Genomic DNA, 14465 nt, shown 5'->3' with positions numbered 1-14465 from the left:
TCAATTCATCAAAAGTTAGAGTTCGTCAGTATCGCAACCGGGGAACTTATTCCTATTCTGCATTATGGCTTGTTCCCATTCTTCTGGGGTTTTGCCGATAACGATAAAGCGATATCCCTTTGCATCAAGATATTGACGCAAGGAATCCTCCGGCATTTCTGCCAAGAGTACCAGACGCGAAGCCTTCCACAAAGCCAAAACCGTATAGGCTCCATTATTGATAGCCTTATTATATGCATCCGGCTTTACGCAGAATATCGAATCCAGTATGTCATCGAGCGACTTCGCGTGTTCATCTTCGCGTACGGTCGCCTCTGCCTGAGTTTCGACCTTTTCAGCCGTGGCGTTAGCGAGTTCGACAAGAATCTTGAGCGCGTCTTCGTCATGACGGTCAATGATGCTGTGCTGGGGTTGGTTATAGTAGCTCAATAGGCATCTGTAGCACCCTGCCACGCAGCGTACTTCAAGCGGTTTTGTCTGTTCGAGATCGTTCAGTTCATCGACAGACTTTGGCGAAGGTCCTCGACTGGGATCTTCAGCCGCACTATTCCACGAGAAGTGCATAATCGAAAGCGCACGACGAGCAATTCGGCCAATCGCCTCGCCATTGCGCAACAGTTCTGTCAGAACACCGGCTCCGCCTTCGGAAGCCTCGTAGAAAAGCAGACTTGTGCATTCCTTCTCGTTAGGCATCTGCTTTACGGAAAGTTCGGACTGTTCAATCTGGAACTCCTCTTCGATGGCTCGCTGTAGCGCGGAGGCTACCGTCGCCATCGTCGTCTGGGAATAGGGAGCCGTATCAAGCAAGCCACGCTTGGGTTCGTAGACCAGAATGTTCTTCGTGTCTTCGACAAACGGCACAATACGTTGCGGCTGGACCTTGGAATTTTCCTTGTCGTCCTGATCCGGCGCATCCGTATCGCCGGGGTCAGTTTCCCAGCGTCCCGTCATCGGATTGATTTCGAATCCCTTCACGGACATGTTCTTGCGCTTGCGCCAACCGAGATTCAACATCCACAACTTGGCATTCGGACCATAAGTCAGTTCACCGACACAATCGCCGTCCAGCATCATCTTCGACTGGTTATAGCAAAGAATACCCTTGTCGCTGGCAAAGCGATAAACCGTCTGGAGGTCATACCCCTTGCGAAGGCGTTCTTCCTCGTTTGCCGAAATACGCGTACTCGGCTTTGTCTCGACGGTTTCAATCTTGTAGAGCGAATCTATCGTCGTTCCGGCGGTCAACGGCTGGCCACACTTTTCGCACCGTTCGGCGTTCACGCTCACGTGTCCGTAACCGCAACGGTCGCAAATCACCATTGTCTGGGTAGCGAGTTTGTCCGTTGCCGTCGCCTGGCCGTTACCGGAGTTCAGCTTTGCCTTAAACACCTTGTAGCGGCGACCTTCGTGGTAAATGATGCTCTGGGGACCAAATTCGGAAATGGCAAGGAATCGCGGACGGCTCACCATAGAACCGGCGTCATCCTTCTTACCGGCGAGATTTCCCCTGACCGACGGAATCCACGCCATCAGCGGAAGGCGCGGAAAATCATACCCCGGAAGGAAGCCCTGGCTTGCCAAGTAACGGTATGGGTAGAAATCGTTGTTCTTGTTGGCAGATTTACCAATCAAAACATTCAGCTGCTGGCTGGCATCGAAGTAGCGCCTCTTGGCTCGTTCACGTTCAATGGCTGTTATGCTGAGGCTCTGAACAATCTTATCGGAATCCGCCATCTGTTTCTTGATAGACCGCAACAGAGTGCGCCAGCTGTCAAAGGCGGCGTTAAAATCCTTGGCAACATCGTCAATGACCTTATCGACGTAGTCATCCTGAACCCAAGGCTGTTTCTGTTCGTCTTCGGACAGAGCTTTGCGAACATCGGCCAAGACGTTCTTGGCCTCCTTTTTCGCAGCCTGTTTTACGCCGTCGTCGTTAATTCGTTCTAACAGGTCTTTTCGAATGTCAAGGCGTAAGCCGGATTCCGGGTCCATCACGTTATCATAGATGCTCTGGCCCAGACCGTAATCGAGTTCCTGAAGCCAAACAGCGTGAATATGGCTCGTTATCAAGTCCTTGTTCGTAATGTCAAGCGTAGGAGCATTCACGATACCGGACACCATATCGGTTCGCTTCTCAAAGAACCACTGGTCGTGGGGACTCATAGAGGAGCTATAGGTAATCACCAGAGCCGGTTGACCGGATCGCCCCGCACGTCCACTACGCTGGGCATAGTTGCTCGCCGTGGGAGGCACGTTGCGCATATAGACTGTGTTCAGGCTCGATATATCGACGCCAAGCTCCATCGTAGGAGAACAGTAGAGAACCGGCAGGCGCTTCAGCTCAATTCCTGGATTTTCCTCTTTCCATTCCTCGATATCTTTTTTGGTAAATCTAAACTGACGTTCCAGTTTCTTGCGGTCTTGCGCATCCACCTGGGCCGTATGTTCGTGTGCGCTGTAATCAAAGACATAGCAGCTCTGATTGTCGATTGCAGACTGCACAAGGGCATCCTTGACGTTCCTATAGACAGCACCGAAGTATTCATTGGCGCGGATACCGGCATTAGAAACATCCGGATTTCGACCAGTATGCCATTCCATGGTATTGGCATGCAACTGCCAGCCATCGGGTGTACGGTGAACAATATCGGCGGAACGGGCTATTTCGAATGCGGCTACGACGACTTCGCGAATCAGGTCCGCACTCCCCTTCGCCTTGATCTTAGCTTCAGCCGGAGTTCCGGCCCATATACTGGAGTTCTTGATGGCCCTAGAAATCTGGGAGTTCTGAGCCAAGGACACCGTCGCATAGTCGCGTCTACCCGCGCCACGCGTTTGCTTTCGGCCAGAATCGTCAACATAGTTGAACCCATCGGGCTTCTCGTTATAGGCGAATCCCCACTTTTCAAGTAGGTCAAGATAGGACGATTCCAGAACCTTCTGCTGCTCGCTTCTGTTCAGATAGAATGAATCCACGCAGAGCTGAGCCTTCATTATCTGGAACAAGATATGATAGAACTCTAGCCTCTTGGCCTGAGTCAAGCAAGCCAGTTCATCACAGCCTGCAAAGCGGTTGTCATCACCACAAAGTTCACGCAAGCCCTTATACTCGATATGGAGCATACCCAACATTTCAAGCGGCGGATTGTTGTTGTACCAACCGGAAGCGAGATCCTTCATCAGACGATAACCGAGAATAAACTTAGCCTCGTTCTTGACATTTTCGAGTGCATTAGGCTGGTCTATCTTCGGGTTGACCATGTACTCCTTGAGCACATCCTTGTTACGCGAATCGAAGCCCAGAGCCGCGAATACGGCACCGGAAAGCTGTTCGTACGGCAATACGCCGCCATGCTGCTCCATCGCGCCAAGCAATGCGGCACGGAGCGTCACAGTGTAGACGAAATCGTTAAAGTGTCCGGCCTGTAACGCAGCATCCTGACGGTTGTCGGTAAAACCAAGCATCTTGCGGACATCGTTATCGCCAACATCCTTGCCATAGGGATTGTCACGGAACAGCTGGTTAAGTACGGCCAGCGTAAGTACCGTGGTCGCCGAAGAACGGCCTTCACCACTCAAGCCTATAAGTTTGTTGCGGTCAGAACTGAACTGTCTGTATTCGTGGCCGCAACATGGGCAGAAACGAACCTTGCCCGGAATGTACCAGAAGTCGGTATTATTCGGTTTCTTTTCAATATCGCGTGTGCCGTCGGCCCGTATATACATCGGAATCGGCTGGAACGGAGCATAGTTCTTGCGAACTACCGGAAATCCATGCTTGTCAAGTTCCCACCAGCTTTCTGGCAGATCATCGGTTGTCTGATACTTGAAGCCGGACTTTTTCGGAACGAGGAAACCATTGACATCGCTATTATCATCCGTCGGAACCTCGCCGATATCGCGCGGTTCGAACACCTTGCGTTCATCATTGAAACGGACCGGAAAGAACTCTTCGCCACATTCTCGACAGAAGTGGGCGTTGAATAATTTTACGCCATCACTACCAGGAGCATAGACCTGAGCATCCAGGGTTACACGGCGCTTACCCTCAGGTTCGAGGGTACACAGTACGCTGCCGGGGCCGCTGATGAACTGGTGCAGCTTGAAGGCGAACGGCTTTCGGCCATTAGGGTTGGTCAGGGCATGGGCCGCCATCAGGTAATCTTGCAAGGCTCCCAACGCGCTATCCAAAGATACGTCCGCATCTTTAGCAAGTTTTTTAGCCGCCATACGAAGCGTAATTGGCTTCGCTCTCTTGGCCTTGCCTACAGCCGGTTTGTCAATACCAAGCGTAAGTTCCACCCAGACCGACAACGGATCGTTCCTAAAATCATCCAAGGACGTAAACGGGGTTACACCCTTTGCGATACGTGCATTCAGAAGCGGTCTTACCTTATCCAGATTCAGGTGTTCATCCGTCGCTTGAGCCAAAGTCTCCGTAATCACATTAGAAGGCGGGATTTCGGCACCGAACAGTTTAGACGCCACCGATGCCACGGCTCGGTTCTGGTCATCCTCGGTTCCGGCATTATCCATAGTCGCCGATGTTCCGATGCAGATTAGGTTATCAGCCTTAGTTTCACGACGTAGGCGGCGTACCAGCAAGGCCACATCGGCCCCTTGCCGTCCACGGTATGTATGCAATTCGTCCAGTACGAGAAACTGCAAGCCATCGCAATGCTCCATCACGGCCTTATCGACCTCGGAACCACGAGTCAGAATCAGTTCCATCATCATATAGTTCGTAAGCAATATGTCTGGTGGATTGCTCGCTATGCGCTTTCGTTCGGCATCCAAATCTTGCCCAGTATAACGATCCACCGTGAATGCGCCGGTATTGCCAAGAAACTTGTTGATTTCCTCCATCTGGCTATTGGCCAAGGCGTTCATCGGATAGATGATGATGGCGCGTGTACGCGGAGTTTTATCAAGTTCCTTCGCACGCAAGATGGAGTCTACGATAGGAATGAAGAAGGAAAGACTTTTACCGGAACCTGTACCCGTCGTGACAACAAAGCTTTTGTGCTCCTTTGCGAGCGATATGGCTTGTGTCTGATGCTGATATAGGGACATCGGCTTACCACCCATACCCTCGTTATCCTTGCCTACCTTGAATATGTCGCGGCACTTCGGTGACAGAACACCTTCGTCACAAAGCTTGTCAATCGTGGCGCTAGTCTGGTAGTTCGGATTGATTTGAATCAGCGGATCCGGCCAATAGCGGCCATCAGCGTATTCGGCATCGACGACGCGCTTGATGTCATCCGCCGAAATCTTAGTGAAACTGCGTGAAAAGCGGCTATACTCGTCGATAACCGCATCGCGATAGCTGAATACATTCTGCGCCATATAATAGTTCGTTCCTTACACTTATAATATAAGAAAAGTGTTCATTATTAGTTATAACGGGTCGTGCACCAACGGCAACCCTAGCCAGAATGGGAATGTCCCCCCTACCGACAATGTTTCTTTAGCGCAGCAATATACGCCTCAGCATATCTTGATTTCGTGACGCCTTTGCGCATAACATAACCGACAGTCATTTTGTCGTGGACATCAAGGCGTTTTGCGATGATGTTCTTGCCGTTGAGTTTGTGGCTAATGACACCAGAGCAAATCGTGTAGCCGTCAAGGCCGATGAGCAAGTTAAAAAGTGTGGCACGGTCGCGGACTTTGATGTTTCGCGGACAGTCAAAATCGATGGCAGTGAGCGGTTCTTCGGCAAAGTAGAACGAGTTGAAATCGCCCTGTTCGTAGGTCAAGTACGGGAATGGCTTGAGATCCGCAAGCGTGATTTTTTCTTTTTTTGCTAACGGATTCTTCGATGACATGAACACGTGAAGCGGTGTTGCAAAAAGTGGTTCAAACACGAGATTGTTCTTTTGAATGAGCTTGGTGATGACCTTTTCGTTTTTATCGCTGAGGTAGAGAACGCCCATTTCGCTTTTCATCTTGGCGACATCGTCAATGATTTCGTTAGTTTGCGTTTCGCGAAGCGTAAAATCGTAGCTCGGACCACCAAATTTGCGGATAACATCGACAAACGCATTCACGGCAAAAGAATAGTGCTGGCAGCTGACGGAGAAAATCATGTTGCCGCCCTTGCCGCCTTTATAGCGGTCTTCCAAAAGCGTCGCCTGTTCCAAAACCTGCCTTGCGTATGAGAGGAATTCATCGCCTTCGTTTGTAATGGTCACGCCTTTGTTGGAGCGGTTGAAAATCGTGACACCCATTTCTTCTTCAAGTTCATGGATGGCAGCGGTAAGGCTTGGCTGCGAGATAAACACTCGCTTAGACGCTTCAGTAATGTTTCGCGTGTCTGCAATGGCAATGGCATATTTAAGTTGTTGTAGAGTCATAAGTTTTCCTTATCGCTAGTTATAAATCACCATAGGAAAAATCTATGGTGAACGCATAAAAAATAGTATTTTACCGATGATAAAAAGTGAGGTATATTTGGAGCGTTCAAAAAACAAAGTAAAAAGGTAGGTAAAACACCATGAGCATTAAAACATCTGTAATTGGTTTCCCGCGTATCGGTAAGAATCGTGAACTCAAGTTCGCTAGCGAAAAGTTCTTCAAGGGCGAAATTTCCGAAGCTGAACTCCAGAAGGTCGCCGCAGAAATCCGCCAGTACGGTTGGCAGAAGCAGAAGGCCGCAGGCATCGACTTCATCCCGTCCAACGATTTCTCGTTCTACGACAACGTTCTCGACACCGCATTTTTGCTGAACGTCATTCCGGAACGCTACAGCAGCCTCGAATTGAGCACGCTCGAAAAGTATTTCGCAGCCGCCCACGGTTACCAGGGCGCAAAGGGCGATGTGAAGGCCCTCCCGATGAAGAAGTGGTTCAATACGAACTACCATTACATTGTTCCGGAAATCGACGACGCTACCGAACTCAAGCTCGTCGGCAAAAAGCCGGTTGAAGAATTCAACGAAGCCAAATCGGCCGGAATTGAATCCGTTCCGACGCTTATCGGCGCATACACATTCCTCCGCCTCGCCCGCTACAACGGCAACAAGAAGGCTAAAGACTTCGCTGCTGCAGCAGTCAACGCTTACGCAGAACTTGCTGAAAAGCTCGCCACCGCAGGCGCCAAGTGGATTTCGTTCGCAGAACCGGCTCTCGTCTTCGACGTGACTGCAGAAGAACGCGAACTCTTCAAGACGATTTACGCAGAACTCTTGAGAAAGATCGGCGAAAAGAAGAACCTCAAGATTGCATTGCAGACTTACTTCGGCGACATCCGCGATGCCTATCAGGATGTAACCGCACTCGGCTTTGACGCTATCGGTTTGGATTTCGTCGAAGGTCTTAAGTCTCTCGAACTTTTGAAGACAGGTTTCCCAAAGAACACGCTCCTCTTAGCAGGCGTTGTAAACGGCAAGAACATCTGGCGCGCTGATTACGCACAGAAGAACGCAATCCTCGCCGAAATCAAGAAGTATGTCGCTGCAGAAAACGTTGTTGTTGGCACTTCTTGTTCTCTCCTGCATGTGCCCTACACGGTTGCCGCAGAACAGAAGCTTTCAGCCGACATTCTCAAGCATTTTGCATTCGCCGAAGAAAAGCTCGTGGAACTTGCAGAACTCGCAAGCGCTGACGCAGACGCACTCGCCAAGAACAATGCTTTGTTCGCAACCGCTCGCGTTCAAGCAAACGCAAAGGTTCAGGCTGAGCTCGCCGCCCTCGGCGCTGCTGATTTCGAACGCAAGCCGAGCCGCCTCGAACGTCGCGAAGTGCAGAAGGCAGAATTCAAGTTGCCGGCCTTCCCGACAACGACAATCGGCTCCTTCCCGCAGACTGCCGAAGTTCGCGCTAACCGCGCTGCATTCCGCAAGGGCGAAATTTCCAAGGAACAGTACGTTGCATTCAACCAGAAGAAGATTGCCGAATGCATCAAGTTGCAGGAAGAAATTGGCCTCGACGTGATTGTCCACGGTGAATTTGAACGCAATGACATGGTGGAATATTTCGGTTCCAAGATTGACGGTTTTGTGTTCACGCAGAACGCCTGGGTGCAGAGCTACGGTACCCGTTGCGTGAAGCCGCCTGTCGTTTGGGGTGACGTGAGCCGCAGCGCTCCGATTACGGTTGAATGGTCCGTTTTCGCACAAAGTTGCACCAAGAAGCCGGTGAAGGGCATGCTTACGGGTCCTGTCACGATTCTCAACTGGTCCTTCCCGCGCGAAGACATTTCGCTCAAGACGCAGGCTCAGGAAATCGGCCTTGCCATCCGTGACGAAGTTTTGGACCTCGAAAAGAACGGCATCAGAATCATCCAGATTGACGAAGCCGCCCTCCGCGAAAAGCTGCCGCTCCGCAAAAGCGACTGGCACAAGGAATACCTCGACTGGGCCATTCCGGCATTCCGCCTGGTTCACGCCAAGGTCAAGCCCGAAACGCAGATCCACACGCACATGTGCTATAGCGAATTCAATGACATCGTTCACGACATCGACAACATGGACGCCGACGTGATCACGTTCGAAGCCAGCCGTTCTGACCTCAAGCTGCTCGACGCCTTGAACGACGCCAAGTTCGAAACGCAGGTGGGCCCGGGTGTTTACGACATCCACTCTCCGCGCGTTCCGTCCGAACAGGAAATCGTCGATGCTCTCCACAAGATCATCGCGAAGGTCCCGCAGCAGAATGTGTGGGTGAACCCGGATTGCGGCCTCAAGACTCGTGGCGAAACCGAAACGACGGCAAGCCTCAAGAACCTCGTCGCCGCCGCCAAGAAACTGCGTGAAGAAAAGTAAAGCTAGAACGCACTGGATCCTATCGGCCTATGGCCTCCAGGATGACAGTGCGCCATTCGCAAAAAACTTACACCTCTACTGTCGTTGCAAGGAGACACCTCTCTTTACTGATAGACAGATTCTAAGTTCGCTCTAGTCTATCGCTCATCCCCGTGTGCAAAAACGCCGCGGGGATTTTCTGTTTATGACAAGGAAAAACGCGCACCTTCGTTATCAATAAAACCTATACCACCCCATAAAAAAGTAGTATAGTCCTATACCTTGTGAATAACCTACCACTTTGCTATCTTTGTGCCGCATTTGAAAGAAGCATCAAAAAACAAATGCAAGAAATAATGGATCCTATCGCCTTCGGCTTCAGGATGACGAAAGCGAAGCGACAAGCGAAAGAGACAACAGGAGGCGTAACATGGAAAAACGCACAGGACTTTTTGCAAATGGAATTATATGGTTTGGCGTCGCCATCTCCGTTTCCGAAATCGAAGCGGGTATAGAAATTGGCGCTGCCGCAGCAAGGGATTCGCTCTGGCTCCCGCTCGTGCTCGGGCACATTTTTGGCGGCATCCTGCTCTTTTTCGTGGGCCTCATCGGCGCACGCGTTCGCCTGAACGCCATGGAAACAACAAAATCCTCATTCGGCAAATACGGTTCCAAATTTTTCGCCGCGCTGAACACATTCCAGTTGCTCGCTTGGGTCGCTGTTTTGAACGCTCAAGGCGCTTCGGCATTGGCAGGGCTCAACTTGCCAATTTCGTTCCCGCTCACGTGCGTGATTCTCGCAGCTCTCATCGCCATCTGGGTTTACGTAGGCATCCGCCGTTCCGCCAACGTGACGACCGTCGTGATGGCAGCCCTCGCCGTTTTGCTCGCGATTCTTTCTGTGAAGTTGTTCGGACTCGACAGTTCACCCGCAGGTGCCGCCGGAAACGCAGCAACCGCGCTCAAGTTCTGGAACATTTTCGAGATTTCCATTGCCATGCCGATTTCTTGGTTGCCCGTGATTTCGGACTACACGAAGGACGCCGAAAAGCCCGTAAAGGCAACAGCAATCTCTGCACTCGCCTATACATTCGCAAGTCTCTGGATGTACATTATCGGTATCGAAATTTCGGGCATTGGCGCAGGCAACAACATCGCGCAAGCCATTCTCCTCGCAGGCCTCGGACTCCCGGGAATCATCATCGTAGTGCTCTCGACAGTGACAACAAACTTCCTTGCGGCAAACTCCGCAGGCGAATCATCCAAGGCGATTTACAGTAAAATAAATCCAAAAATTGCAGGTGTTGTCGTGAGTTTCTTGAGCGCAGCTCTCGCCATTTCGGGAATCATGGAGCACTACATCAGCTTCCTTTACCTGATTGCTTCCGTATTCGCCCCGATGGCCGCCGTTCTCTTGGTCTCGTTCTACTTTTCCAAGGAACGCACCGAATCGCTCGGCGCTTGGCTCTGGAACATTTTCGCCTGGCTTGCGGGCTTTATCGCTTACCAAGTGGCGGAACATTTCGACTCCGTTTTCCTCGGCCCCACGCTCCTTGCAGTTATCGTTTCGGCAGCATTTGCATCCGTGCGCGTACTCTCGGAAAAGAAAGATTTTTAATTTTTAGTTCGCCATGTCTCAAAAGAAAATCGCGTTAATTAATGATGTTACAGGATTTGGTCGGTGCTCCATCGCAGTCATGGCACCGATTGTTTCCGCCATGAAAATTCAAGCGGTAACAATACCAACCGCTGTTCTTTCGGCGCACACGCAGTTCCCCGAATACTACTTCGACGACTACACTTCAAAAATGCGCGATTACATTCAAACCTACAAGGATTTGAATTTATCATTCGACGCCATTGCTTCTGGGTTCCTCGGTTCCGAAGAACAGGTCGACATTGTCATTGATTTCTTCAAGACGTTCAAGAAAAACGGCTCGTTTACCTTGGTGGACCCCGTGATGGGCGACTACGGCAAGCTCTACGAAACGTACACGCCAACTTTGTGCGAAAAGATGAAAGCGCTCGTCCATTACGCCGACATCTTGACGCCGAACTTGACAGAACTTTGCACGCTGACCGACGTTGAATACCGCACCGAAGGATTCACCGACGCCGAACTCGGCGAAATGTGCCGCAAACTCACGGAACAAGGCCCCGAACACATCGTCGTGACCGGCATTCCGTACAATAGCAAGCAAATCATGAACTACGTCTACAGCAAAGGCGAAGAACCGCGAATCGTGATGGTGGACCGCATCGGCGGCGACCGCAGCGGAACCGGAGACGTCATCAGTTCAATCATCGCGGGCATGTACATGAACGGCCACGATTTTTACGAATCGGTCAAAAAGGCCGCAGAATTTGTAACAAAGTGCATCCGCTACTGCGAAGACAACAACGTTCCCACGCATTGGGGACTGTGCTTCGAGATGTATCTTCGTGACTTGATGGAGGATTAAATGGTTGTTTATACTGTAACTGGAAACGTTGGACAAGCAGGCTACCTCGACATCGCCAACAGCGGCGACATCACAGGCAAGAACATTTACGTGAACATGACAAACCGCTGCCCGTGCAGTTGCGTTTTTTGCTTGCGCCAGACAAAGAAAATGATGGAAGGCAATTCGCTCTGGCTCAAAGGCGGCGAACCGAGCGTCGATGGCGTCATGAGCATTTTCGACAAATACGACCTTTCCGTCATCAACGAACTCGTCTTTTGCGGCTACGGCGAACCGCTTGAACGTCTCCATGACGTGTGCAAAGTCATCGACTTGCTGCACGGTAAATACCCGAATTTAAAAGTACGCCTCAATACGAACGGACTTGCAAACCTGATCCATAATCGAGACGTAACGCCGGAACTCGAAGGCCGTTTCAACACCGTTTCCATCTCGATGAACGCCCCGGACGCCGAAGAATTCCTGGAACTCACGCGTTCGAGATTTGGAATCCAGTCCTTCGACGCGCTGAAAGAATTCGCAGTGCTTGCAAAAGAACATGTGCCAAATGTGGTGATGACCGTCGTCGAGAAAGTGATGCCCGAAGAAAAAATCGAACGCTGCCGCAAGATTTGCGAAGAGCTCGGCGTCACGCTGAGAGTAAGGCCCTTCGAAAGCTAAGGAATAAAGCTAAGAAATGCTGCCGCCGACAAAATCGGCGGCTTTTTTGCAAAGTTACCCTTTAATCTTCTGCAAAATACCCTTCACCCATTCCGGTTTAATAAAGAATACCGCAATGGCAATCACGGTTGAAGTATGGAAAAGGCTATGGAAAACAACCGAGGCTGCAATATAAGGGTCTAATCCAGAGATGCGGATAAAATTGAATAAATTAAACAAAATATGAATAAGGATCATCAAAGACCCAGCCACCAAAACCGGCACATTCTTTTTCACAAGCGCAAATACGCCAACCGCTAAATAAACAACGCCAAAGAAAGCAAGTTGAAAAACGGGAGTTTGCACACAAATAAAATGAGACAAGCTATTCAATCCGCTTACGGCAAAGCAGATAGCGCAAAGCCGGAACAAGCCCAAATTAAAATCTTCATTCGCAATAGCCACGCTTTCATCTCGCTTTTTAGGAACAACAAAGAACGCCGCCACGGCAACGACAACATTTATGTTAAAAATCAAGCTAATGAAGCTCTGGGCAAGATTCACTTCTCGCATTTCATTCCCCAACAAACCGCTTATAGGATTCATAGCGAACGCACACAATACAACCCAGATAAGGAACGGCACCGCCAATATTTTTAGCGCCTTCACGCTCTTTTTGACAAGCGCAAATATCCCTAGCGCAAGTAAAACGGCAAAAGCCAAGACACCGAGCAGCACAACTAAGCCAACTCCCGAGGCAATCAACAGTCCGACCGTCGCAAGCAAATCTTCAAACGACGAATTTGTAAGCGCGCTCCACAGCGAACTGAAAAATCCACCGTGCCCAGCCATAAAGGACGTATTGAAGACAAAGTTCAATACATTCACAATGTACACGATAGCGCAAACCCTGAACAAAGCCAAGTTTCCGTTGAATTGATTTTTTTCTCCTTCGCTCATTTGGCCCCTCTATTATTGGATTAAATATATTACCTCGTTCTAAAAATACAAAAACGACCCGAATTTTATTCCGAGTCGTCTTTAAAATGTTACTGGATCCTTCGACGCGATGCCTCGCGGCATCTTGCTCAGGATGACAATCGCGCGTTATATTAAGCGGGGCGTGCCCCGCCATTTTTTACTTCACGAAGGCGGCGTAGATGGCCTTGATAGCCTTTTCAGTATCGGCTTCGTCAACACCAGTGATGATATTGATCTGGGAAGAACCCTGGTCGATAATGCGGACGTTTACCTTGTTTTCTGCGAGAGCCGTAAAGAGCTTTGCAGCAACACCGATCTTGTTCGTCATGCCGTGACCCACAGTAGCGATAAGAGCGATGCCCGGGAAAATCTTGATACGGTCCGGACGCATCTGCTGCGTGATGTCTTCGAGGACAACGTCTTGCACGGCGTCGAGAGCCTTGGAATCCACAACGATGCTCATGGAGTCAATTGCACTCGGGCAGAGTTCGTAGGAGAGTCCTTCGCTTTCGAGAACGGCGAGCACGCGGCGGCCAAAGCCAACTTCCTTGTTCATCATGGACTTTTCGATGTAGATCATCGAGAAGCCCTTGCGGCCTGCAACACCCGTAATCGGGAGCTTTGCGCTTTCCGGAGTCGGGCCAATGATGGTGCCTGCGTCTTCCGGGCGGTTCGTGTTGCGGATGTTGATAGGAATCTTCTTGGCGCGGCACGGAGCGATGGATTCGTCGTGAAGCACGCTTGCACCGGAGTAAGCGAGTTCGCGGATTTCGCGGTAGCTCACGTATTCGATCGGGAGCGGGCTTTCGACGATGCGCGGGTCAGCCATGAGCATGCCCGAAACATCGGTCCAGTTTTCGTACTTGGCAGCGTCAATGCCGTTAGCAAGGATAGCGCCAGTGATGTCGGAACCGCCACGGCTGAAGGTCTTCACTTCGCCACGGAGGTTAGAGCCATAGAAGCCCGGCAATACGTACAACTGATTTTCGTCGCCGAGAGCCTTTGCAATTTCTTCGTAGGTTTTCGGAGCGATGCGGTACTTGTCATCGAAAGTGATGAGCGGGTAGCTATCGACGAAGTTTGCACCGAGATACTTTGCCATGAGGCGTGCGCAGAGGAATTCGCCACGGCTCACGAGGAAGTCCGTGCTCACGGATTCCGGATGATTCTTGAGCTTGTCTTCGAGGCTGTCGAGGTCTTCGGTAAGCTTGTCTTCAAGACCGAGGTCCTTGCAAATTTCATCATAACGCTGGCGGATGAGGTTCCACGGCGTAGAGAAATCGAGGCCCTTGGAGGCGAGATCATAGGTGCTGTAGAGGAGGTCGGTCAGCTTGGTTTCTTTCGGGTTACGCTTGCCCGGAGCAGAAACGACGATGACTTTGCGGTTCTTGTCGCTTTCGACAATGGCCTTGATTTTTTTGAACTGACCTGCGTCGGCAACAGAGGAGCCGCCGAACTTACATACGATTCTAGACATGTTATTCCTTTGGGCCGCTGACCTCTCAGCTTCAAGCTTGACCGCTTTCCTCGCGATCATACCCCGTTCGGGATATTGCCCAAGCTTACCCATCGAGCCAGCCACTTGGTGTTTCACGACGGCATTTTACCGCCGCGCGGGCACAATGTAGAAATTTAAA

The 14465-nt window shown here is 50.7% G+C and carries 8 protein-coding genes; 4 read left to right on the top strand and 4 right to left on the bottom strand.

The features are described from left to right. Positions 1–15: 15 nt before the first annotated feature. Both B7991_RS06060 and B7991_RS06055 read right to left on the bottom strand, forming a co-directional pair. Complete coding sequence (locus B7991_RS06060) at positions 16–5349, bottom strand: DEAD/DEAH box helicase (RefSeq protein ID WP_088630039.1); 5334 nt, start codon at positions 5347–5349, stop codon at positions 16–18. Positions 5350–5453: 104 nt separating this feature from the next. Further along, on the bottom strand, positions 5454–6359 hold the full coding sequence (locus tag B7991_RS06055; protein ID WP_088630038.1) for a LysR family transcriptional regulator: 906 nt from the start codon (positions 6357–6359) through the stop codon (positions 5454–5456). Positions 6360–6499: 140 nt separating this feature from the next. Between B7991_RS06055 and metE the strand changes: the two genes are divergently transcribed. From metE to B7991_RS06035, 4 genes are all read left to right on the top strand, one after another. After that, a complete protein-coding gene (metE, locus tag B7991_RS06050; protein ID WP_176421765.1) occupies positions 6500–8767 on the top strand; it encodes a 5-methyltetrahydropteroyltriglutamate--homocysteine S-methyltransferase in 2268 nt (755 codons plus the stop codon). Positions 8768–9176: 409 nt separating this feature from the next. Then, entirely contained in the window at positions 9177–10364 is a 1188-nt protein-coding gene (locus B7991_RS06045) for a cytosine permease (RefSeq protein WP_088630037.1), read from the top strand. Positions 10365–10377: 13 nt separating this feature from the next. Further along, positions 10378–11208, top strand: a complete 831-nt coding sequence (locus B7991_RS06040) for a pyridoxamine kinase (RefSeq protein ID WP_014546053.1) — start codon at positions 10378–10380, stop codon at positions 11206–11208. Then, a complete protein-coding gene (locus B7991_RS06035; RefSeq protein ID WP_088630036.1) occupies positions 11209–11868 on the top strand; it encodes a TatD family nuclease-associated radical SAM protein in 660 nt (219 codons plus the stop codon). A gap of 54 nt (positions 11869–11922) precedes the next feature. Here B7991_RS06035 and B7991_RS06030 read toward each other — a convergent pair whose 3' ends face one another. Both B7991_RS06030 and B7991_RS06025 read right to left on the bottom strand, forming a co-directional pair. Further along, the gene (locus tag B7991_RS06030; protein WP_254917865.1) at positions 11923–12699 is read right to left on the bottom strand and encodes a hypothetical protein; all 777 of its coding nucleotides are present in this window, start codon (positions 12697–12699) and stop codon (positions 11923–11925) included. A gap of 286 nt (positions 12700–12985) precedes the next feature. Further along, a complete protein-coding gene (locus tag B7991_RS06025; RefSeq protein WP_088630034.1) occupies positions 12986–14305 on the bottom strand; it encodes an aspartate kinase in 1320 nt (439 codons plus the stop codon). Positions 14306–14465 lie beyond the last annotated feature (160 nt).

This window comes from Fibrobacter sp. UWB3, assembly GCF_002210405.1.
In the GTDB taxonomy this organism is placed as follows: domain Bacteria; phylum Fibrobacterota; class Fibrobacteria; order Fibrobacterales; family Fibrobacteraceae; genus Fibrobacter.
This window is presented reverse-complemented; position numbering and strand designations above follow the sequence as displayed.

What these genes read in the sequence shown, in the direction of transcription:
- B7991_RS06030 (WP_254917865.1), bottom strand. Translation starts at nt 12,699, where the DNA reads ATGGCTGGGCACGGTGGATTTTTCAGTTCGCTGTGGAGCGCGCTTACA.
- B7991_RS06025 (WP_088630034.1), bottom strand. Translation starts at nt 14,305, where the DNA reads ATGTCTAGAATCGTATGTAAGTTCGGCGGCTCCTCTGTTGCCGACGCA.
- B7991_RS06040 (WP_014546053.1), top strand. Translation starts at nt 10,378, where the DNA reads ATGTCTCAAAAGAAAATCGCGTTAATTAATGATGTTACAGGATTTGGT.
- B7991_RS06035 (WP_088630036.1), top strand. Translation starts at nt 11,209, where the DNA reads ATGGTTGTTTATACTGTAACTGGAAACGTTGGACAAGCAGGCTACCTC.
- metE (WP_176421765.1), top strand. Translation starts at nt 6,500, where the DNA reads ATGAGCATTAAAACATCTGTAATTGGTTTCCCGCGTATCGGTAAGAAT.
- B7991_RS06045 (WP_088630037.1), top strand. Translation starts at nt 9,177, where the DNA reads ATGGAAAAACGCACAGGACTTTTTGCAAATGGAATTATATGGTTTGGC.
- B7991_RS06055 (WP_088630038.1), bottom strand. Translation starts at nt 6,359, where the DNA reads ATGACTCTACAACAACTTAAATATGCCATTGCCATTGCAGACACGCGA.
- B7991_RS06060 (WP_088630039.1), bottom strand. Translation starts at nt 5,349, where the DNA reads ATGGCGCAGAATGTATTCAGCTATCGCGATGCGGTTATCGACGAGTAT.